The following is a 20,913-nucleotide window of genomic DNA, read 5'->3' as shown; positions in this document are numbered from 1 at the left end:
TTTGTTTATTTCTGGTTAACGGTTCTGAAAATACCCAAAGGATTTCCGTCTTTCAATTCATCGGGTAATAATTCCTCTTCCCAATCCTGATACGCCAGTGGCCGCGCAAAACGGTGAATAGCTGTAGAACCGACTGAAGTAAACCTGCTGTCGTTAGTCGCTGGAAAAGGCCCGCCATGCTGCATGGCAGCGCAGACTTCTACGCCTGTTGGCACTCCATTGAAGATAATCCTTCCCGTTTTGTCTGTCAGTTTATCAATTAAATTCCGGTGATTCTGAAGTTCCTGTTTTTCGGCCATTATGGTTATGGTGAGCTGTCCTTCCAGTACATCGACTGCTTGTTCGAGTTCGGAGATATCCCTAGCCACGACCAAGAGTGAATAAGGACCGAAAATTTCTTCACGGAGCTTTGGATTATTGATGAAATGACTGGCGCTGACCTGAGCAATTTTAGCCTGAGATTGATTTTGGAGTTCGTCGTTCTTTAAATTAGAAGCCGATAAAAGGGCAACACCGTCTTCATTGACAATCTCGGTAGAAAGTTGATTATAGTTATGGGCAATTCCTTCGGTAAGCATGGTCGCTGATGGAATTTTGGCAATAGCCTCTCTTAAAAAGGTTATAAAGCTGTCGAGTGCCGGTGATTGAACGGCTAACAATAACCCCGGATTGGTGCAAAACTGACCAGCCCCTAAAGTAATAGATGCTGCATATTTTTTAGCCAGTTCTTCGGCCTGATTTTCTATGATCTCCGGAAGGAAAATAACAGGATTGATGCTTCCCATTTCCGCAAAAACAGGAATAGGATGTTCACGTTGCTGTGCAAGATGAATCAAGGCCATTCCGCCTTTAAACGAACCTGTAAAAGTGACCGCTTTAGTCAGAGGATGCTGAACCAAAGCGGTTCCAATTGTATATCCATCATCGTATAATAATGAGAAAACACCTTTCGGCATTCCTGTTTTTTCGGCCGCTTTGATAATGGCTTCACCTACTAAAGCACTGGTTCCATAATGGGCCGGATGTGCTTTAACAATCACGGGGCAGCCCGAAGCCAATGCGGATGCTGTATCACCCCCTGCAACTGAAAAAGCTAACGGGAAATTGCTTGCCCCAAAAACAACTACAAGGCCTATGGGCACCAGCATTCTTCTGATGTCAGGTCGTGGCAGAGGCTGTCTTTCGGGAATTGCGGTATCGATAATAGCATCTACCCATGAACCTTCGGCAACAAGATTGGCAAATAGTCTTAATTGGCCTGTTGTTCTGCCCAGTTCTCCCTGCAAACGGCCCAAAGGCAAACCACTTTCTGCTGAAGCCCTGGTGACCAGTTCTTCACCGATGCTGGTAATTTCGTCGGCAATGGCATTTAAGAAATCAGCTTTAAGATCTTTATTGAGATGTCGGTAGCTTTTGAAAGCTTTGGTGGCAGATTGTAAAGCTTTATTAACAAGGGTTTCGTTCGCTTTATCAAACTCACCTTCAAGCATTAATCCTGTTGCGGGATTTACAGCTTTCAGGCTTCCATCGTTAATTTCTACATACGCACCTTCTACAATATTTTTTCCGTTCATATCTGGTTTTTAAACTATTTTACCCCAACTGCCGGCCGGAAGTTCCGGTCTGGTTGCTATACCATCGTTAATTATTTTTAAAACTCTTTCACGTTCTGCCCCTTTTAAAGCTAAACGTGGAGCTCTTGTTCTCTCTGTTCCGATACCGGTACCGACTTCGGCCAGTTTAATGTACTGGACCAATTTAGGATGTGTATCCAATTCCAAAATCGGTAAAAACCAACGGTGGATTTTCAAAGCTTCAGCTGTTCTGTTTTCTTTTACCAGACGGTAGATGGCAACGGTTTCTTTCGGGAAGGCGCATACCAAACCGGCAACCCAGCCCACACAGCCCATGACGATACTTTCCATGGCAATAGGATCAACGCCTGTGAAAATGGCAAAACGGTCACCGAAACGATTGATTAAACGTGTGATATTTGAAATGTCACGGGTACTTTCTTTGATGGCCTGGATGTTGGGATATTTGGCCAGTTCTTCGAACATATCTAAAGTTACCTCGATTTTATAATCAACAGGATTGTTGTAGATCATGATGGGTAATTTTGTGCTTTTAGCGACTTCGGTCAGGTATTCAAGAGTTTCATCAGAATCCGCTAAATAACGCATGGGTGGCAGCAGCATTAAACCCTGTGCTCCTGCTTCTTCAGCTTTTTGAGCGGCAGCAATTGCTCTTTTGGTGGTAGGTTCTGCAATATTTAATAAAACGGGAACACGGCCATTCACGATTTCTAACGTATGCTTTAAAATCTCTATTTTTTCTTCATCACTTAAAACACTTGCTTCTCCCAATGTCCCTCCCAAAATAATTCCTTCTGCACCGGCTTCCAATTGGGCTTCAATGTTTAAGTCAAATGCCGGAAAATCTAATTCATCGTTCGCCGTAAATTTTGTAGTTACGGCAGGGAAAACCCCAGTCCATTGTATACTCATGTATTTTTATTTTTTTATGATTAATATGAGCTTTGACCAACGTTTAAGCTTGGTTGATCAAAACATTGTTTAGTTAGAATTCAGGAAGATTGGTTTAAATCTTTTATCAAAAGTAGGGGTTAAAATAAGATCTAAGTTGTTGGATTTTAACCGATACCAGCCGGAATTAGACTATTTGAACAAGAGAGATTGATGAATGGGCTGCACCCAAAAAAATGGTATCCTTCCGAAAAAGAATACCATGAAAAAATATCTCAGATGCTTACATCTGATAGAACTGTGAAATTTTATTTTTAATAAGCTTCGCTTCTGATTGCTTCGATTTCTTCAGTAGTTAAGGCCAGATGTTTACCCAACATTCTGCTTCCGCTGCCAGTAATCAGAAAATCATCTTCCACCCTGATACCGCTGAAATTTCTGAATGTTTCGAGTTTATCGTAATTAATAAATTCAGCAAACTGATTGGACGCTTTCCAACGGTCGATAAGTTCAGGAATGATGTAAATTCCAGGTTCAACGGTTAGTACATAACCTGCTTCCAGTTCTTTGCCCAGCCTTAAAGATTTAAGACCAAACTGGGTTGTATTTTTAATGAGATCATCCGTATAACCTACGTATTGTTCCCCTAAATCTTCCATGTCATGGACATCCAGACCCATCATATGACCTGTACCACATTGAAAAAACATGGCATGAGCGCCAGCCTGTACGGCATCATCAATATTCCCTTTCATCAGACCGATGTCTTTTAATCCCTGTGCCAGCATTTTGCATGAAGCCAGATGCACATCCAGATACCTTACACCGGGTGCTAATAAATCTTTAGCATGATGATAGGCATTCAGTACAATATCATATACATCCTTTTGCTCAGCAGTGAAGGTCTTGCCCACAGGAAAAGTACGGGTAAGATCGCCGGCATATCCTAAAGCGGTTTCCACTCCGGAATCATTTAAAACCAATTGTCCTTCCTTAAGCTGATTGCCATAATAATGATTGTGAAGAATTTCCCCCTGAACCGTTAAGATCACCGGATAAGCCAGATTCCCTCCCGAAGCCAATGCTTCACTTTGTATTTTAGCGGCAAGTTCCCGCTCGTACATTCCTGGTTTTGCCTGTTGCATGACCATTAAATGAATATCAGCCGATACCGATGCTGCACGATCCAATTCTGCAATTTCCTCAGCTGATTTGATTGAACGCTGTGCGACAACGGCTTTTATGAAACTTAATGATGCACGTTCTTTCAGTTGAATGGTAGGAATGTCAAACCAATTCGTCAGTTTAATGATATTTTCCGGGCGGTAAGGCGGTAAAAAATGAACCGAACGGTTTTTCTCCTGATATTTTTTGAGATAGTTATCAAGCTGATCCAACGGAAGAATTTTTGATAAACCGGAATCGGCACTTTTTTCAGCTAACGTTTTCTGTCTGCCCATCCATACAATATCATCAATACTCATTTCATTTCCGAAGAGAATGGTTTCATCTTCATCAAGATCGATAATAGCCGCCAATGAAGGTTCATTAATTCCAAAATAATACAAAAAAGTACTGTCCTGCCTGAAATGATAGATATTATCTTTAAAATTCATCGGGCTGTCTTCATTACCCAAAAAGAGCAATATCCCGGAATTTAATTTCGATTGTAAGGCAGCACGTCGTTGCAGGTACACTTTCTTTTCAAACATATCATTAAGTATTAAGCAAATATCCCCAAAATTGATTATTAATTAAACCTTATCATGACGAGTGGTTAAAATATGGGTGATATGTGCAAATTATAAGCTAAGTTATTAAAGTTAGCCTATATTTTGGCTGATGAATGCCTGATTTTCGCAAAATTTTAAAATGGTCTGTCAATGGGCTTTTCCGGAAACCAATGAACGATTTGATTGCTTGTTTCGATAGGAAAGCATAGGCCGTATCCATAGAATTTTTTTGCCTGTTCGGAAACTGTTTTAACAATAAAAATTAACGTGTTAAAATCGTTAAACCCGCTCATACTTATCAAACTTTTCCCGAAATTTGATGTAAATTTTAGAATTATGCCACACTCGCTTACAAGCAGAACACCGAAACCAAAATATGACGTTGTACTGATAGGCGGCGGAATCATGAGCGCCACTTTAGCAACACTGCTTCACGAATTTGATCCCAATCTGGAAATCGCCATATTCGAAAGGCTTGGAAGGTTTGCGAAAGAAAGTACAGCAGCCTGGAACAACGCAGGGACGGGGCATTCGGCTTTTTGTGAACTCAATTATACTCCTGAAAAACCAGACGGCACCGTAGATATTACCAAAGCGGAAAGCATCGCTGAACAGTTTGAAATGTCAAAACAGTTCTGGGCGTATCTGGTAACCAAAGGATATGTTCAGGATCCTAAAGATTTTATCAATTCATGTCCTCATATGAGTTTGGTATTTGGTGAAAAAGATGCTGAATATCTTAGAAAGCGTCATGAGAAAATGGCAGACTCCGTTCTGTTTTCCGGAATGGAATATTCTATGGATCATGAGCAGCTCAGAGAATGGCTTCCATTGGTGATGAGCAAAAGAAATCAGTCTGAAGTGATGGCAGCTACCAAAATGGATATGGGAACGGATGTGAATTTCGGAACATTAACCAGAAAAATGGGAAGGCATTTGCTGGAAGATTCCAATGTTGAGGTTTTTCTGTACCATGAAGTAAAAGATGTTGATCCGAGGGAAGACGGCAAGTGGGAAATGAAGGTGAAAGACAGAATCCACAATCATAAACAGGAAGTAGTGGCTGATTTTGTATTCATCGGTGCCGGCGGTTATGCACTTCCTCTTTTGGACAGTTCAGATATTAAAGAAAGTGAAGGTTACGGAGGTTTTCCTGTTTCCGGGCAGTGGCTGGTAAGTCATAATCAGGAACTGGTAGAAAAGCATCACGCTAAAGTGTATACTCAGGCCACTGTAGATGCTCCGCCCATGTCTGTTCCTCACTTAGATCTTAGAATTATTGATGGTAAAAAAGCACTTCTTTTCGGGCCTTTTGCCGGGTTTTCCACGAAGTTCCTGAAAGAGGGAAGTTATCTGGATTTGCCGGAAAGTGTTAATACAAAAAATTTAAGATCATTATTTGGCGCCTGGTGGCATAATCTTCCTCTGACGAAATATCTTATTCAGCAGGTAGCCATGACAAAATCCCAGAGAATGCAGCATCTGAGAGAATTTATCAAAGATGCCAACGAAGAAGACTGGGAACTGAAAGTAGCCGGACAGAGAGTACAGATCATCAAAAAAGATGAAAAAGATGGTGGAAAACTGGAATTCGGAACTGAAGTGGTTGTGAATAAAAACGGAACTATCGCTTCATTGCTGGGAGCTTCTCCGGGTGCGTCCACAGCGGTGTATGCCATGCTGAACGTTCTCGAAAAATGCTTCCCTGAAAAACTGCAGGGTGAGTGGAAAGACAAACTGCTGGAAATGGTCCCTTCTTACGGTCAGAAATTAGCCCACAATGCTGAGCTTACTGAGAAAGTGAGAAATTATACAAAAGAAAAACTGGAACTGGAATATTAGAAAGCGAAGAGTGAAAAATTAAGAGTGAAAAGTGAAGAATGAAATGCTTATGTCAATTGTGAATTTTTAAAATTTCAACACAGAGATTCGCTTTTAATTTTTCACTTTTCACTTTAAATTCTTCATTATAAAATGACTCATCATTTATGGAGGTTGAAGAAATACTCGTAAAACCCATTATCGCAAAAGAACTGCTGGAATCCCTTCAAACCAAAATAGAAGAGGAGAAGCAGGTCATTGTACACTGCTGCTTTCCGGCATCACCGTTTTTAGGAAACCTGATCAGGATCTGGAATTCCACTTATCTTTTGGACAATCAGTCTGATCATAAAAGTAAGCTGATTCATGCTGAAAACATTACTATCTATCCCAACTGGACAGCTGTGCCTTTTATGCAGGATTTTTGGTTTACATTAGTGTTTTCCGGATTGCCGAGAGACTGTAAAAGCTTTGATCTGAAAGAAGTGATTCCTGAAGAAGGCGGATTTTTTGTGGAATCTATTAAAAGAAATTCTCTTGATGTCTATCGGGTGAAAATCTCAGAATCTTATTAACAGAAAACCATGAAAGCGCGGGAAGAAAAATTGGAACAGATCATCCGTTGGGCAGAAAATAATCCCGACATCCGTGTTGCGCTGCTGACAAGTTCGCTCGTGAATCCTTATGCACCTGTAGATGATTTCAGCGACCTGGATGTAGAACTGGTCTTTGAAAATAGACAGGAATATGTGGTAGATAAACAATGGATCTCTCTTTTTGGCGAACCCATTTCCATGGTGGAAGAAGATGAAACTTATTTTGACGGGAAACATGCGATGAAAATGGTGCTGTACACCGATCATGTGAAGGTTGATTTTAAACTGTACCAAACATCAGAATTTATAAAAGAAGTTCAGGCAGAAACTCTTCCCGAGGATTGGGATGTGGGGTATAAAGTTTTGGTGGATAAAGACAACCTGACTAAGGATTTGAAACCGCCAACCTATCAGTCTATTATGATCCATCGGCCGACAGAGCAGAAGTTCCGTCAACTGATGAATGATTTCTGGTGGGATACGACTTATGTGGCCAAATGTCTTAAACGCGGTGATCTTTTTTATGCTAAATTCATGTCTGAAGATGTGATCAGGACAGATTATCTGGTGCCTCTCATCGAATGGTATATCGCCAGTTTCCACGACTGGAACAATATAACCACCAATAAACATGGGCGCTTATTCAAAAAACATCTGTCCACAGAACTCTGGACAAAAGTAGAAGCTACTTTCTCAGCAAGTGATATAGAGGACAACTGGCGTGCACTGTATGCTTTCGCGGATCTGGTTCATGAACTGGGGACAGCTTTAGTGGAAAAACTTCATTACGAATACCCTCAGAAGCTGGAAAATGACATCAGGAAATACTTAGATGAGGTGAAATCAATTCCTCAGCCTTAGGCAAATTCATTCTGTCGGATTAAATTTTCAATACAGTATTCTGCAATAGCCGTAATGGTGACAAAGGGATTGACCCCAATGGTTCCCGGAATTAAAGAGCCATCCAAAACATATAGGTTATCGTGATTATTTAATTTTCCATATTCATTAGTTGCTTTACCCAATACACAGCCACCCAGCGGATGATAGCACACATCTGCCCCAAAACCATTATTGAAGAGAAAATGACTTCTCGTCCCGCCATTCGCCCGGTTCATCTTTTTGATGAAATAATCGGCGTTCTCTCTCATTTTCGTAGTATTGCTTTGATCCCAGTTCAAACTGAGCTTTTTGTTGATACTGTCATAGGAAACTTCTCCTTTTTTATCCACCCGGTTGATCAGCAGATATAAGGCTGTAGCCACATCCATTCCCATCGGAAGCGGTGCAATCTCTGTGAAAAACGGATGTTCTTTATCTTCCCAGTTATCGATACCACCCACAGGAATCGTTGATTGTTTGGCCCCGGTTCCGCCTGACAGAGGTTTTACCCAATTTCTGCCGGTCATAAAATTACCATTGTTGCCCCAGCTTTTTCCAATCTGTTCATGAATCGGGAAATTATTGACCGCATTGGATTTTAACAGCAGTTTCAATGTTCCCATCGTTCCTGCGGCGAGAATCAGTTTTGTACAGTTGAATACTTTATCAGCAACCACAGTTCCTGAAGTATCCGTTTGCTGAACATTTAAAGTATAAGTTTTATCCTCGTTAAGTTTGATATTGTCCACACAGTGAAGATCCAGAATTTCTAGATTTCCGGTATCAAGAGCCTTTTTGAGATAGGTTTTATCCAGGCTGTTTTTACCATGATTATTTCCATAGATGACTTCCGTATTGAAAGCCGAGCGGGGAACTTCATTTTTATATTCCTTCTCCATGTATTGAAAATCGTAGACGTTCGGAACTCTAATCGTTTTAAAGCCTGCTTTATGGGCTTCGGCCTCACCAACCCGGGTAAATTTATAATAAGGACAGTCTTTTAAAAACTGTTCGCCAATGACATTCACTTTTAATTCTTTATGGACTAACGGGAAATAAGTATTGTAGAATTTATTAGCATCAAGATCAGGGAAAACTTCCTTAAAATAGCTTTCCTTAGGAGTCACGGCCATTCCGCCATTGACCAGAGAACCGCCACCAACACCTCTTCCTACCCAGATATTGATGTGCTCAAAATCCATTCTGTCCAGTGTTCCGGTAAAAGGTGTTAAAGAAAAAATATTCATAAACGGTGCAATCGTTTTCTTTTTCAGCCACGCTGCACTTTTTCCGGGTTTCAGCATATTGGAAAATGGAATTCCGGATTTTTCCCAGTTGAGCCCCATCTCCAGCATCACCACTTTTTTTCCGGCTTCACAAAGACGCAGGGCAGAAACAGCACCTCCGTATCCGCTTCCGATGATCAGGATGGGAGCATCGGTGATTTCTTTTTCCTGCAGACCGGTTTTGGGCTGCATCGCCTTAAACAAATCCGTGTTGAGGAAATAAAAACCCGCTCCAGCGAGAATGCCTGTTTTAATGAATTTCTTTCTGTCCATGTGCTCAGTGGGTCAAAAAATATGCTAAAGAATATGGACCAGGAATTATTTAAAACAGATTGTGTGTTTTTATTACAATTTTAACTTTTCATGCCATGAAAAATTCATAGTTTTACTTATAATTTGAAGCATTCATGAAAAAATACTTAATCATACTTCTGCTGTCTCCATTGTTTATTTTTGCCCAGAAAAAGGCTTCAAAAGAGATTGTGGAGATCAAGAAATTTCAGAAAGAACTCAATGCAGAATATCTTAACCCGAAGGAAACGCCTTTACGCGGAGATAATTTTACCCATTTTAAAGAACATCCCTTCTTTCCGGTTGATCTAAAATACAGAGTGACTGCTCAATTTACCAAAACAGAAAACCCACAGCCTTTCGATCTTCCTACTTCTTCCGGTAAAACCAAATCTTACCGTGAATATGGAAAAGCAACATTTGAACTGGATGGAAAACCTTATACACTGACGCTTTACCAAAGTCTCGACCTGATCAAGCAGGAAAAATATAAAGACCATCTTTTTCTTCCCTTCCGTGATGCGACGAACGAAAAAGACACATACGGAGGCGGAAAATATATGGATCTGAAAATACCGAAAGGAAACACCATCGTTCTGGATTTCAACCAATCTTATCAACCCTATTGCGCCTATAACGCTTACGATTACAATTGTCCGATCGTTCCTGAAGAAAACAAACTTCCGGTAGAGATCAGAGCGGGTGTGATGTATCAGGATATTTATCATCATTAAAAAATATGGTCAGATTAGAACTTTTTAAACAGGAAGATTTCTCCGCGCTTAATTATGCCCTGGATGAAAATCAGCAGCAGTATACTTCAACGGTAGAACAGGCTTTGAAAAGAATTAAAGAGAGAAATGATTCCAAGGCTTTTTCTGTTACTGTTTTTGAAGATGACGAACCTGCCGGATTTTTCGTCCTGGATTTTGGAGAAGATAAATTTGAACTGACGGATAATACTCAATCAACCCTGTTGAGGTCTTTATCTATAAATCCCGCTTTACAGGGCAGAGGGATTGGAAAAGAAGCTATGCAGATTGTTGATGAGTTTGTGAAGAAAACCTTTCCTGACTGTGATGAAATTGTTCTTGCAGTCAATCAGAAAAACCTTTCTGCCTACCATATTTATCTAAAAACAGGATACGTATATGATGGTAAAAGCAGAATGGGAAGAAGCGGTCCGCAATATCTCATGTACAAAAAACTTTAAGAAAATTTTAAATTTAAAAATTCCATCCTGGTGAATTGTTTGCATAACTTTGAGTAACATCAAATCATACACTATGGAAATATCACTTCGCAATCAGGTAGCTGTCGTTACGGGAGCATCCAGCGGAATAGGTTCAGGAATCGCAAAATCTCTGGCAGATGCCGGTGCTACAGTAATCGTCAATCATTCTTCAGAAAGATCAACCGATGAGGCGAAAGCTGTTTTAAAGGAAATTACAGATGCGGGTGGAAAAGGAATCACCTACCAATGTGATGTTTCCAAAGAAGATCAGGTCATTAAAATGTTTCAGGATTCCGTTTCACAATTCGGAACCGTAGATATTCTTATCAATAATGCCGGCATTCAGAAAGATGCGAAATTCACCGAAATGACCATCGACCAATGGAATGCGGTCATAGGCGTGAATCTTACCGGACAGTTTCTCTGCGCCCGCGAAGCCATCAAAGAGTTCCTGCGCAGAGGTATAGATCCTTCCCGTTCCATTGCCTGTGGAAAAATAATCCATATCAGTTCCGTTCACGAAATTATTCCGTGGGCTGGTCATGCCAATTATGCTTCCAGCAAAGGGGCTATCAGAATGCTGATGCAGACTCTTGCACAGGAATACGGAGCCGATAAAATCCGCGTCAATTCTATTTGTCCCGGTGCTATTCAAACGCCCATCAATAAAGATGCATGGAGCACTCCGGAAGCATTGAATTCTTTGCTGAACCTTATCCCTTACAACAGAATAGGACAGCCACAGGATATCGGAAACTTAGCCGCTTTCATCGCAAGTGACCTCGCAGACTACATCACCGGAACCAGTATTTTTGTAGATGGCGGAATGACGACTTTTGAGAGCTTTTCTACGGGAGGATAGGCGGGTTTCCAGATACGGGATACGGGTTTGAGAGTTTCGGAAAGTGATGAGTTATAAATGATGAGTGATGAGTTTTGGGATTCGGGATACAGTTTTGAGCGTTTTAGAGTAGAGAGCATTAGAGTTTAAAGCTGTGTCCGAAAGTATTGAACAAACGACAAATACCCGGTGACTGAGGCTCCCGAAGCCACCAGTAATAACCTCCCACATTTCTGAAATCCGATATCATATACATTGTACATTATACAATAATACATTATACATTAAAAAGCACATGTCCGAAAAACAAAGACTTTCAGACCTCGCATGGAAAAAATGGGGACCCTACGTCAGCAACCGCGAATGGGGGCTTGTCCGTGAAGATTACAGTGCCAACGGGGATGCCTGGAATTATACCAATCATGATACGGCAGAAGCCAAAACTTACCGTTGGGGTGAGGAAGGGATTTGCGGGATCTGTGATGATCTTCAGAAGCTGGTCTTTTCCATAGGATTCTGGAATAAGAAAGATAAAATGGTGAAAGAACGTTTCTTTGGCCTTACCAACGGACAAGGGAATCATGGGGAAGATGTGAAGGAATATTTCTACTATCTGGATTCCACGCCTACGCATTCTTACATGAAAATGCTGTACAAATATCCACAGAATGCTTTTCCGTATGAAGATCTTTTAAAAACCAATGCAGAAAGAAGTAAGGATGAACCTGAATATGAGTTGATTGATACCGGAATCTTTGATCAGAATGAATATTTTGATCTGTTTATAGAATATGCCAAAGAAAGCGAGCATGATATTTTGATTAAGCTTACAGTCATCAACAAATCTGAAAAAGAAGCCCCGATTGTAATATTACCAACCGTCTGGTTCAGGAATACATGGAATTGGGGATATGATGACTACAAACCACAATTGGACAGCGAAGATGCTGAACGTATTGAAATCAGCCATAAAGATCTTACCATCAAAAATATTTATGCAAAGCAGTCTTCAAAAACATTGTTCTGTAACAACGAAACCAATATTGAAAGACTGTATCAATCCGCAAATGAATCAAAATATTGTAAAGACGGAATTAATGATTTTGTCATTAACGGAAACTCTCAGGCGGTTAATCCAAAAGGTACCGGAACGAAAGCCTCTTTTTTCATTGATGAAATCCTGAAAGGTGGAGAATCTAAAACTTTTGAATTCAGGTTGACGGATAAAGAATTAAAGGGACCGTTTGCTGATTTCGAAGAAACTTTTGAACTGAGAAAAAAAGAAGCCGATGAGTTTTACGCTGAAATTCAGGAGGGAATAAACACAGAGGATGAAAAACTGGTTCAGCGACAGGCTTTTGCGGGGATGCTCTGGAATAAAATGTTTTATCATTATAACGTAGAAAAGTGGCTGAAAGGTGATCCTGCAGAAATGCCACCGCCTAAATCCCGTGAAAAGATCAGGAATTATGAGTGGAAGCATCTGAATAATGAACATATCATTTCAATGCCCGATAAATGGGAATATCCTTGGTATGCGACATGGGATCTGGCGTTTCATGCGATCAGCTTTTCATTAATTGATCCTGATTTTGCAAAACATCAGCTGAAACTTTTCCTGTTTGAATGGTATATGCATCCCAACGGACAGCTTCCTGCTTATGAATGGAACTTTAGCGATGTGAATCCTCCGGTTCATGGCTGGGCTGTTTTCAGAGTGTTTAAAATTGATGAATATATCAATGGAAAACCGGATATTGAATTTCTGGAAAGTGCTTTTCAGAAGCTGCTCATGAATTTTACATGGTGGGTGAATAAAAAAGACAGCAACGGCAATAATATTTTTGAAGGCGGATTTTTAGGACTCGATAATATTGGTGTTTTTGACCGAAATACAACGCTTCCGAATGGTGAGCAGCTGGAACAGTCGGACGGAACAAGCTGGATGGCCATGTTTGCGCTGAATATGATGAGAATTGCGCTTGAACTGGCTCTCTACAATAATGTGTACGAAGAAATGGCCATGAAGTTTTTTGAGCATTTCCTTTCTATCGCCAATTCACTGGATAATATGGGTGATGAGGAATTCAGTCTTTGGAACCAGGAAGATGAATTTTTCTACGATGCCATTGCTTCCAGCGATGGAAATCATATGTATCTGAGGCTGCGGACCATCGTTGGACTTATTCCGATGTTTGCCGTTGAGGTCATTGATGATGAAATGATCGAAAAACTTCCCAATTTCAAAAAAAGAATGAAGTGGGTTCTTGATAATAAGCCGGAACTGGCCTCGCTCGTGTCGAGATGGGAAGTAAAGGGTCAGGACTCCAAGCACCTTCTGTCATTGCTTCGCGGGCACAGATTAAAGAGACTTTTGAAAAGAATGCTGAATCCTGAAGAATTCTTAAGCGATTATGGTGTTCGGGCTCTGTCCAAAGAATATGAAAATAATCCGTACACACTAAATTTAAACGGAACGGATTACTGTGTAAAATATACGCCTGCTGAAAGTGACAGCGGCCTTTTTGGAGGAAACAGCAATTGGCGCGGACCGATTTGGTTTCCGATTAATTTCCTGATTATTGAAAGTCTTCAGCGGTTTTTCTTCTATTACAGCCCGGATTTTATGGTGGAATATCCTACGGGAAGCGGAAATTATTCTAACCTTGATCAAATTGCAGATTCTCTTAGCAAAAGGCTATCAAAGATCTTTTTAAAAGATGAAAACGGAAATCGCCCGGTGAATGGCCAATACGAAAGGTTTCAAACCGATCCTGATTTCAAAGACTATATTTTATTTTACGAATATTTCCATGGTGATAATGGGAGAGGAGTAGGAGCCTCCCACCAAACGGGATGGACCGGACTGATCGCAAAAATCCTGCAGCCGAGATTCTCCAAAAAAGAAATGGCGGAGTCTGAAACGGAAATGCCGGGAGAGGCGAAGGGGTAATGGTTTGGAGCTGGAAGAGGGAAGATGGGAGTTAATTCTAGGGGTTTTAATTCCTTGCAGTTATCATTCCACTTGATGGAGTATGTTCAAAAACTACCAGTTAGACTGTTCAGAATCCTTGGCAAGGTTTTAAACCTTGCCAAGGATAGCAAGGATATTTTTCAAAACTTTGGACTGAAATTTTTGACCCTTTTATTCAAAAATCTGCTGAATAACTTCCAGCGATGTCGGGATCTTAAAATCTGTAATATGATAATGATAATAGACGAGAAGACTGTCCAGAAAATCTTTTCTTAAAGCGTTGGGAATCTTCGTCGTATAGAGGTTTTCAGCACATAAAGCTGTTTTCCAGATGTCTGAAATTTCTTCAGTAAAGAGATGGTGAGTAGAAACCATAGAAAATGTTCCGGTCTCCGGATCTAAATATGTTCCGTCGTTGATCAAAGGAGCTACACCCTGAATTTTGAGTATTGTAATTAAAAAAAGAAGATGACACTGGTAGTTTTTCCCATTCAGCTCATCGATAAATTGATCGATACTGAAAAAGAGACCGGGGTTTTTGTTTTCGTGTCTTAAAACCTGATTCAGGAAATCGGAGATGAAAAATATGACGGTATTGGCTTTGATATCCATATACATATCATGGCTTTTCACCAGTTCAAACCTTGAAACGGAAGGGATTCCGTTGCCTCTTGTGGGATTAATGGTAAAGCTGAGCATGCTCAAAGGCTGAAGCAGGGCTTTCTTTTTATTTCTTTTGGAATAAATCCCCTTTACGAAATAAGTCTGAAAGCCATCCTCTTCTGTAAAACAATGCAGAACTGCATCATTTTCGCCGTATTTTATAAATGATAATAAAAATCCGTTTTGTGAATTCATTAATTAACCACACCTATTTTTGCGGTAGCTTTATCCGATCCGTCTTCATTTGTCATCAGTACAAAATACATCCCTGAAGCTACTCTGGTGCCTTTCTGATTATTCAGATCCCACTCGTAATAACCTCCTCTGGCTACTGCAGAGTGGATTACATTTCCGGCAGAATCTGTAATTCTGATATTTGTTTTTTCCGCAAGACCTTTAATCGTTACTTTTCCTTTAAAGTTTGAATAGACTACAGGATTAGGATACACCACGATCTGACCGAAGTTTGCATTCACGTCTCCTACATCACCCTGATAAGCCACAATACCATTGTACGTTACAAAATAAACTTTTCCGGTTTTTCGGTCTACTTTTATATCGGTTACAGTATTGGTAGGAAGCGGAGAGTTTTCTTTTGTGAAATGCTTGATCGTTTGTTGTCCGTCGGCAGAAAGATAGTATACACCGCCTCCGTCTACAGAAACCCACTTGTAATTTCCGGCATCCACTTCTACCTGAAGAATCTGGCCGTCTCTGAAAAGTTCTTCTCCAAGACCGCCCTGCTCTATAATGATAGGCTCTACTTTAGGATCCGGATTTTTTATTTCTGCGGCAGCATTGGGTAATATTCTTAATCCGCTGTCTGTTCCTATCCATGCATCCCCCGATTTATCAAAGGCTACAGATAATGTTCCTTTTGAATTTCCGGCAAAACCGTTCGTATCATCCAATATATAGTCTGTATCATCAGAAAGATTGGCTGCATTTTTATAGTCGTATACCATAAAGTTATTGGTTCTCGGAAGGGGAAGCCACAACATATTTTCGTAAACAACCGGTTTTTGTACACCGGGACTTGATAAGCCAATCTTTTTAAGGGTAAAACTGTCTGCTGCCCTGTCGTAGATCCAGATAGAAGGATTGGGTCCGTCAAATCCAATAGATACGAAGATGTTGTTTTGACTGTCCGTAGCAAAACCTACAGGACGGAAAGGTCCGGGATAATATTTTACAAGATCAAAATCCTTATTGGTGGAATTGTATTTCATCCTGTAAACTCCTTCCTGGGTATTGGTATAGTTGGTGAAAAGTACTTCACTGTTGTCTGCAGGGTTAAGGATAGCATCCAGGACATTAACAGCTCCGGTATTTCCTATAAAATAAGAAGGAGCAATCCATTCAGATCCGTTAAAATAATAAAACCCGGGTTTCTTTGGGTTTACGGCTCCCTGGTTGAATCTGTTCAATCTGGCTCCTGACGATACCAGCATCTGGTTGTTATCATACAGGTTGATTTTGTAAGCAGAATTGGTATAAGGTCCGGAAGGTTTGTAAGTCGTACTGCCTTCATCTTTGATGCCTGACAGTATAGTTCCTCCATATATTTTTCCGGTGGCTGTTATTGCAGTATTGCAGTCTTCTCCTAAACTCACAGAATTGATTGAAGTTCCGTTTAATCCGAAAGTATAAATTCTGCTGTCGGTTACCACAATATTATCTGAACTTATAACGATGTCCTTAATATTTCCGAAAGCAGCCGGAAGAGTAGAAGGAGTACCATTGTTATAAATAAATGCTGATGTGGCAGAAGAATAGATCAGTGATGTACCCTCTGCATCAATATGCTTAAATGATCCGGGTACTTCTGTGGTCCATGTAGAAAATACGGGAAATGTGATATTCATTTCGTGGCTTTTCAGACCGGTATTGGTTACAGAATATACCTTATTTCCAAAGATTGCAGCTTCATTACTGGCTTCATAAATACCTCCGCCGGTCATAAAGAAGGTAGAATCCCCGAATTCCAGCTTTTTAAGATTAAAGATAGACAGTCCGTAACCTACGGAAACTACCGCCTGATCTCCTGTAATAGAAATATGGTTGATGCTTTTGCTTCCGTTATATCCGGTTGCAATCGGTATATCAACCACGTATTTAATCTCCTGTGGGGTAACGATATCCAAAGAACCGTTGGCATATCCTATCACAGCTACTTTGGTCTGTGGATTATAATCGAAGGCAGATATGTTCACATCATGGAGACCATTGGCTTTTGACAGTTTTGTAACCTCTCCGCTGGAGATGGTATAATAGAATATCCCGTTTTCTGTCGCGGCAATTATTTTTCCATTGTCTTCCTTCATAGCCAAGACATTATTGTAGGAAAAATGATCCGTCCATTTTTTTGATGAAATGACCTGCGCATTCACAAATTGCAGGGATGCTAAAATACCGAGAGAGATTAAAGAGAGTTTTTTCATATTATACGGTTATACTGCTGTCTATGGCCTGGTTGTTCCAGGAAATATGCTTTACGTTTTTATTCGCGTCAAAGTAAAAATCTATTCTGCCGAGAAGAAGACCTGCCCATCCTACCTGGTTTACCAGTACATTTTTACCCTGTCTGTTGGTAAAATTCTGTGGTTCAGGTAAAAAAGTATGGGTATGTCCGCCTAAGATAATATCAATATTTTCTGTTTTGGCAGCCAGAATTTTGTCGCTTATTTTATTGGGATCGTCGTCGTAATCGTAGCCGATATGGGAAAGGCAGATCACAAGATCACATTTTTGATCGTTTTTCAGGAAGTTGGAATAATGCTGGGCTACTTCTACCGGATTCGAGTACACTGTTTCAGCATACTGCTTTTTGCCTACAAGGCCGTCCAGTTCAATGCCCACTCCGAAAATCCCGACTTTTATTCCATTTTTGTTAAAAATTTTATACTGAGAAGTTTTTCCGTCCAGAATGGTATTTTTAAAATCATAATTTGAACAGATAAACGGAAATTTTGCGTTCGGAAGTACTTTTAAAAAACCTTCAAGACCATTGTCGAAATCATGATTTCCCATGGTAGAGGCATCGTATTTCATCATAGACATCAGCTTAAATTCCAGTTCTCCTCCGAAGAAATTAAAATACGGGGTCCCCTGAAAAATATCTCCGGAATCCAGAAGAAGAACGTTGCTTTCCTGGCTTCTTATCTTTTGGATTAAACTTGCCCTTCTTGCAAAGCCTCCCTGATTGGGATTTTTGGTATAGCTTGCATCAAAAGGTTCTATTCTGCTGTGCTGGTCGTTGGTATGAAGAATCGTCAGCTTCGTTGCGGAAATAAATGGATTGAGTTTCAATTCTTCTGCCATCATCATATTGGGAGCTAAAGCTGCTGCTAAAGTTCCGCCACCTATTGCTTTTAAAAAACTTTTTCTATCCATTATTTCTTACCGATAAAATTTAAACGAACATCTGTACCTGGAACCACCTCAGAGGTTTTCTTGAAATATTCTACGAAAAGTTCTCTCAACCCGATTCCTGTATAAATTGATTCTCCTTTGGAAAAAAACTTCATATTGTCTCCTCCAAGCGCCAGATAATCTGAAGTAGCGATATAATACTCCTGAGAAGGATCTACCGGCTTTCCGTTAATCAGGGCTTTGACAACCTGTCCGTTATTGGTTTCAATATATAAATGGGACACAGGATTGTTCACCTGAGTTTTTGCATAATATTCAAAAAGCGCCTGAAGATCCGATCCTTTCATTTTTACAATAACCACCTCGTTTTTAAAAGGCATGACCTCATAAATATTTTTCAGAAGAATATCTCCTTTTCCGATGGTCGTACGGATTCCCCCGATATTGATCAGGGCGGCATCTACACTTTTATTCAGATTCTTTTTCGTCCATGCATCAGCACCATCGAAGGTGTAGTCGGCCAAAAGATTCCCCAGATTGCTGTTACTTCCCTGTTTGGTAAGATCTACGCTGGTATGGGAAATTTTTTGATTCATCTCCTTATCCAGTTTCTGCTTATAGGGTTCAATAACTTTTACAAACTCCTCATCATTCGTTAGCTCATTATTAATAGAAATATTTTTCTGGGGCTTTACTTCGGCCAGCTGCAGCGTGGAAGCTGTTTTGCAGGCAGTAAGTGAGGCCAGAGCAATTCCTAGTAACAAGAATTTATTTTTCATATGTTGCAAATTATTTTTTTAAAGGTCATATGGAATCGCCGGTACTAAGGTACTTTTATACATAACTTCGGTGATAGCGATGCCATAATATCTTTTAGTATATGCAAATATAATTATATGTAGAATAAAACATTATTATTTATACAAATTCTTATCGTAAATTATTAAATTTGACAAAAATAATTCTTACAGATGAGCATTTTAAAAGGAGTAGGTGTTGCGCTGGTAACACCCTTTAATGAAGATTTATCCGTTGATTTTGACAGTTTAACGAAACTTGTTGAATACAATATCGAAAACGGAACCAATTATTTAGTTGTTTTGGGAACTACAGCAGAAGCTGCAACGCTTTCTGATGAGGAGAAGAAACAGGTGATTGAACATATCATTAAGGTTAATAATAAACGTCTTCCCCTGGTTTTGGGAATCGGCGGTAATCATACTCTTGAAGTGAAGAAACAGATTGAAGAAACAGATCTTTCTGCATTCGAAGCTGTACTTTCTGTATCTCCATATTATAACAAACCTAATCAGGAAGGACTTTATCAGCATTACAAACTGCTGGCTTCCACAGGTAAAAATATCATTATTTACAACGTACCGTCAAGAACCGGACAGAATGTGGACGCAGATACTACAATCCGTCTGGCTCAGGAATTTCCTAATTTATTCATGATCAAAGAAGCGGCACCGAATATTCTTCAGTATTTCGATATTTTAAGAAAAAAGCCTGAAGGATTTTCACTGGTTTCAGGAGATGATGAATATACACTTCCGGTAACTTTAGCAGGTGGAGACGGTGTGATTTCCGTAATAGGGCAGGGCTATCCGAAAGAATTCTCTACCATGGTTCAACTTGCTTTTGAAGGAAAGGTGAAAGAAGCCTATGAAATTCACAACAGGTTGGTAGATATGACGAGACTGATTTTTGCAGAAGGAAATCCTTGCGGAATTAAAGTGATCCTTACAGAAAAAGGAATCATTAAAAATTACCTGAGACTTCCATTGGTTCCTGCTTCAGAAGGACTTTATGCGAAGATCAAAGCTGAAATGGCGAAAATTTAAGAAGTGTGAATTGTGAATCGTCAATAGTGAATTTTTTAAAAGTACGAAAACATTCACCATTCACTTGCGTAGCAAAATTGACCATTGACAGATAATTTAAGAAATGTGAATTGTGAATCGTCAATAGTGAATTTTTAGATGTACGAAAAACATTCACCATTCACTTGCGAAGCAAAATTGACCATTCACAATTATCCACTAACATAAAATAATAAGGTGAAAAGTTCCGGCTTTTCACTTTTTTTAATCAGAAATAGTATGAAATTAGTAGAAGCAACAGAAAAAGACATTCCGCTTATCCAGGATCTGGCGAGAAGATCCTGGGAAAATGCTTATGCAGAGATCCTTTCTAATGAGCAGATGGAATACATGCTTTCAGAAATGTATTCAGAAGCGGAAATCGGAGGCCATCTTCAGCATCCGGATTACCACTATTACTTGATCCGGGATGAGAATAATGGATCATTTGAAGGATTTATCGGGTACCAGCATCATTACGAAGGGAGCTCAACAAAACTTCACCGTATTTATCTTGTTCCTGAAAGTAAGGGCAAAGGATTTGGAAAAGGCGCACTGGAATTCCTCCATCAAAAAGTTTCAGAAAGCGGAGACGGAAGAATTATTCTCAATGTCAATAAGCACAACGCTGCCCGAAACTTCTATGAGTCGCAGGGATACAGGGTTTACGACGAAGGGACTTTTGATATTGGGAACGGTTTTGTGATGGATGACTATCTTATGGAATTCTTAATTCACAATTAAATGACTTAAAATTGTGTAACATTTAATTTTAATTCTATAACGTGTGATGTTTTTTTTTGATCCATCTTTGTATCAGAACCAAATCACTTTCAATAATACATTCATATGCTTGGTTTTGAGCTCATGCA

Annotated in this window: 17 protein-coding genes; 9 read left to right on the top strand and 8 right to left on the bottom strand. The window is 39.9% G+C overall.

Annotated features, from left to right (window positions below):
* Nucleotides 1-5: 5 nt before the first annotated feature.
* The 3 genes from JET18_RS21500 to JET18_RS21490 all read right to left on the bottom strand — a co-directional run bounded on the left by JET18_RS21500 (nt 6) and on the right by JET18_RS21490 (nt 4,198).
* Nucleotides 6-1,574 carry an aldehyde dehydrogenase (NADP(+)) gene (locus JET18_RS21500; protein ID WP_202094659.1) on the bottom strand — a complete coding sequence of 523 codons (1,569 nt, stop codon included), beginning with the start codon at nt 1,572-1,574 and terminating at the stop codon, nt 6-8.
* A 9-nt stretch (nt 1,575-1,583) separates the two neighbouring features.
* Nucleotides 1,584-2,507 carry a dihydrodipicolinate synthase family protein gene (locus JET18_RS21495; RefSeq protein WP_202094658.1) on the bottom strand — a complete coding sequence of 308 codons (924 nt, stop codon included), beginning with the start codon at nt 2,505-2,507 and terminating at the stop codon, nt 1,584-1,586.
* 293 nt (nt 2,508-2,800) lie between these two features.
* Nucleotides 2,801-4,198, bottom strand: coding sequence for an aminopeptidase P family protein (locus JET18_RS21490; RefSeq protein ID WP_202094657.1), 1,398 nt, complete (start codon nt 4,196-4,198; stop codon nt 2,801-2,803).
* Between the two features lie 357 nt (nt 4,199-4,555).
* Between JET18_RS21490 and mqo the strand changes: the two genes are divergently transcribed.
* From mqo to JET18_RS21475, 3 genes are all read left to right on the top strand, one after another.
* Nucleotides 4,556-6,061, top strand: a complete 1,506-nt coding sequence (mqo, locus tag JET18_RS21485) for a malate dehydrogenase (quinone) (protein WP_090027079.1) — start codon at nt 4,556-4,558, stop codon at nt 6,059-6,061.
* 146 nt (nt 6,062-6,207) lie between these two features.
* On the top strand, nt 6,208-6,615 hold the full coding sequence (locus tag JET18_RS21480; RefSeq protein WP_034727328.1) for a hypothetical protein: 408 nt from the start codon (nt 6,208-6,210) through the stop codon (nt 6,613-6,615).
* Between the two features lie 9 nt (nt 6,616-6,624).
* Nucleotides 6,625-7,497, top strand: a complete 873-nt coding sequence (locus JET18_RS21475; RefSeq protein ID WP_202094656.1) for an AadS family aminoglycoside 6-adenylyltransferase — start codon at nt 6,625-6,627, stop codon at nt 7,495-7,497.
* Here the strand turns inward: JET18_RS21475 and JET18_RS21470 are convergent.
* Entirely contained in the window at nt 7,494-9,077 is a 1,584-nt protein-coding gene (locus JET18_RS21470; RefSeq protein ID WP_202094655.1) for a GMC family oxidoreductase N-terminal domain-containing protein, read from the bottom strand. The two genes, JET18_RS21475 and JET18_RS21470, sit on opposite strands and share 4 nt — an antisense overlap.
* A gap of 134 nt (nt 9,078-9,211) precedes the next feature.
* Between JET18_RS21470 and JET18_RS21465 the strand changes: the two genes are divergently transcribed.
* The 4 genes from JET18_RS21465 (at nt 9,212) to JET18_RS21450 (ending at nt 14,123) form a co-directional block, all read left to right on the top strand.
* The gene (locus JET18_RS21465; RefSeq protein WP_202094654.1) at nt 9,212-9,829 is read left to right on the top strand and encodes a DUF1684 domain-containing protein; all 618 of its coding nucleotides are present in this window, start codon (nt 9,212-9,214) and stop codon (nt 9,827-9,829) included.
* Nucleotides 9,830-9,834: 5 nt separating this feature from the next.
* The gene (locus JET18_RS21460; protein ID WP_202094653.1) at nt 9,835-10,308 is read left to right on the top strand and encodes a GNAT family N-acetyltransferase; all 474 of its coding nucleotides are present in this window, start codon (nt 9,835-9,837) and stop codon (nt 10,306-10,308) included.
* Nucleotides 10,309-10,381: 73 nt separating this feature from the next.
* Nucleotides 10,382-11,191 carry a glucose 1-dehydrogenase gene (locus tag JET18_RS21455; protein WP_202094651.1) on the top strand — a complete coding sequence of 270 codons (810 nt, stop codon included), beginning with the start codon at nt 10,382-10,384 and terminating at the stop codon, nt 11,189-11,191.
* 274 nt (nt 11,192-11,465) lie between these two features.
* On the top strand, nt 11,466-14,123 hold the full coding sequence (locus JET18_RS21450) for an MGH1-like glycoside hydrolase domain-containing protein (RefSeq protein WP_202094649.1): 2,658 nt from the start codon (nt 11,466-11,468) through the stop codon (nt 14,121-14,123).
* A 192-nt stretch (nt 14,124-14,315) separates the two neighbouring features.
* On the opposite strand, the gene recO is transcribed toward JET18_RS21450, so the two are convergent.
* From recO to JET18_RS21430, 4 genes are read right to left on the bottom strand one after another with little or no spacing between them, the layout of a single operon-like run.
* Nucleotides 14,316-15,002 (bottom strand): DNA repair protein RecO, encoded by a 687-nt coding sequence (gene recO / locus JET18_RS21445; RefSeq protein WP_202094648.1) that lies wholly within the window; start codon nt 15,000-15,002, stop codon nt 14,316-14,318.
* Complete coding sequence (porZ, locus tag JET18_RS21440) at nt 15,002-17,248, bottom strand: type IX secretion system anionic LPS delivery protein PorZ (protein WP_202094647.1); 2,247 nt, start codon at nt 17,246-17,248, stop codon at nt 15,002-15,004. Before porZ ends, recO begins: the two co-directional genes overlap by 1 nt.
* Before the next feature lies 1 nt (nt 17,249).
* On the bottom strand, nt 17,250-18,200 hold the full coding sequence (locus JET18_RS21435) for a bifunctional metallophosphatase/5'-nucleotidase (RefSeq protein WP_202094646.1): 951 nt from the start codon (nt 18,198-18,200) through the stop codon (nt 17,250-17,252).
* The gene (locus JET18_RS21430) at nt 18,200-18,958 is read right to left on the bottom strand and encodes a 5'-nucleotidase C-terminal domain-containing protein (RefSeq protein ID WP_202094645.1); all 759 of its coding nucleotides are present in this window, start codon (nt 18,956-18,958) and stop codon (nt 18,200-18,202) included. The genes JET18_RS21435 and JET18_RS21430 overlap by 1 nt, the downstream gene beginning before the upstream one ends.
* Nucleotides 18,959-19,150: 192 nt before the next feature.
* On the opposite strand from JET18_RS21430, the gene dapA reads away from it, so the two are divergent.
* Nucleotides 19,151-20,023 (top strand): 4-hydroxy-tetrahydrodipicolinate synthase, encoded by an 873-nt coding sequence (gene dapA / locus JET18_RS21425; protein WP_202094644.1) that lies wholly within the window; start codon nt 19,151-19,153, stop codon nt 20,021-20,023.
* 258 nt (nt 20,024-20,281) lie between these two features.
* Entirely contained in the window at nt 20,282-20,785 is a 504-nt protein-coding gene (locus JET18_RS21420) for a GNAT family N-acetyltransferase (protein ID WP_202094643.1), read from the top strand.
* Nucleotides 20,786-20,913 lie beyond the last annotated feature (128 nt).

It is taken from the genome of Chryseobacterium endalhagicum (assembly GCF_016745235.1).
Lineage (GTDB): Bacteria > Bacteroidota > Bacteroidia > Flavobacteriales > Weeksellaceae > Chryseobacterium > Chryseobacterium endalhagicum.
This window is presented reverse-complemented; position numbering and strand designations above follow the sequence as displayed.

Excerpts from the sequence above, each read along its gene's own strand:
- JET18_RS21500 (WP_202094659.1), bottom strand. The coding sequence starts at position 1,574 with ATGAACGGAAAAAATATTGTAGAAGGTGCGTATGTAGAAATTAACGAT.
- JET18_RS21495 (WP_202094658.1), bottom strand. The coding sequence starts at position 2,507 with ATGAGTATACAATGGACTGGGGTTTTCCCTGCCGTAACTACAAAATTT.
- JET18_RS21490 (WP_202094657.1), bottom strand. The coding sequence starts at position 4,198 with ATGTTTGAAAAGAAAGTGTACCTGCAACGACGTGCTGCCTTACAATCG.
- mqo (WP_090027079.1), top strand. The coding sequence starts at position 4,556 with ATGCCACACTCGCTTACAAGCAGAACACCGAAACCAAAATATGACGTT.
- JET18_RS21480 (WP_034727328.1), top strand. The coding sequence starts at position 6,208 with ATGGAGGTTGAAGAAATACTCGTAAAACCCATTATCGCAAAAGAACTG.
- JET18_RS21475 (WP_202094656.1), top strand. The coding sequence starts at position 6,625 with ATGAAAGCGCGGGAAGAAAAATTGGAACAGATCATCCGTTGGGCAGAA.
- JET18_RS21470 (WP_202094655.1), bottom strand. The coding sequence starts at position 9,077 with ATGGACAGAAAGAAATTCATTAAAACAGGCATTCTCGCTGGAGCGGGT.
- JET18_RS21465 (WP_202094654.1), top strand. The coding sequence starts at position 9,212 with ATGAAAAAATACTTAATCATACTTCTGCTGTCTCCATTGTTTATTTTT.
- JET18_RS21460 (WP_202094653.1), top strand. The coding sequence starts at position 9,835 with ATGGTCAGATTAGAACTTTTTAAACAGGAAGATTTCTCCGCGCTTAAT.
- JET18_RS21455 (WP_202094651.1), top strand. The coding sequence starts at position 10,382 with ATGGAAATATCACTTCGCAATCAGGTAGCTGTCGTTACGGGAGCATCC.
- JET18_RS21450 (WP_202094649.1), top strand. The coding sequence starts at position 11,466 with ATGTCCGAAAAACAAAGACTTTCAGACCTCGCATGGAAAAAATGGGGA.
- recO (WP_202094648.1), bottom strand. The coding sequence starts at position 15,002 with ATGAATTCACAAAACGGATTTTTATTATCATTTATAAAATACGGCGAA.
- porZ (WP_202094647.1), bottom strand. The coding sequence starts at position 17,248 with ATGAAAAAACTCTCTTTAATCTCTCTCGGTATTTTAGCATCCCTGCAA.
- JET18_RS21435 (WP_202094646.1), bottom strand. The coding sequence starts at position 18,200 with ATGGATAGAAAAAGTTTTTTAAAAGCAATAGGTGGCGGAACTTTAGCA.
- JET18_RS21430 (WP_202094645.1), bottom strand. The coding sequence starts at position 18,958 with ATGAAAAATAAATTCTTGTTACTAGGAATTGCTCTGGCCTCACTTACT.
- dapA (WP_202094644.1), top strand. The coding sequence starts at position 19,151 with ATGAGCATTTTAAAAGGAGTAGGTGTTGCGCTGGTAACACCCTTTAAT.
- JET18_RS21420 (WP_202094643.1), top strand. The coding sequence starts at position 20,282 with ATGAAATTAGTAGAAGCAACAGAAAAAGACATTCCGCTTATCCAGGAT.